Raw genomic sequence first — 315 nt, 5'->3', positions numbered from 1 at the left:
CTGGTCGGCATCGTGGACGGCCGGCTGGACCGGTCTGCCATCCCTGCAGGTCCTTCGGCCTGGAAGCGTGTGGCCCATTTGCGTGCGGTGGGTGGGCAGACCATGAACATCTTGGCCGCGGTGGCGACCGGCCAGTGTTCCTCGACGATGAGCTTGGCCAGGCGTAGGTGGGCGCGAGGGGTCAGGGCGGCGTGAGCGTGGGACATGAAGGCCTTCTGTTCGCGTGAGCGGTTTCTCGACAACTCCACTCTCGCAACAGGAGGCCTTCGCCTGTCAGCTGTTCACGCAACAACGTCCCTGGACATCACACCTAGT

The 315-nt window shown here is 64.4% G+C and carries 1 protein-coding gene; it reads right to left on the bottom strand.

Features of this window, described 5'->3' with window-relative positions; all coding sequences use genetic code 11:
• Positions 1-206 (bottom strand): leucine zipper domain-containing protein (locus tag HMPREF2863_RS11415; RefSeq protein WP_141756353.1); only part of this gene is annotated, 206 nt, incomplete at its 3' end.
• Between the last annotated feature and the right edge of the window lie 109 nt (positions 207-315).

The sequence above is a fragment of the Micrococcus sp. HMSC067E09 genome (assembly GCF_001812555.1).
Taxonomy (GTDB): domain Bacteria; phylum Actinomycetota; class Actinomycetes; order Actinomycetales; family Micrococcaceae; genus Micrococcus; species Micrococcus lylae.
Note: the sequence above shows the minus strand (reverse complement) of the source record. Positions and strands in the feature narration are given on the sequence as shown.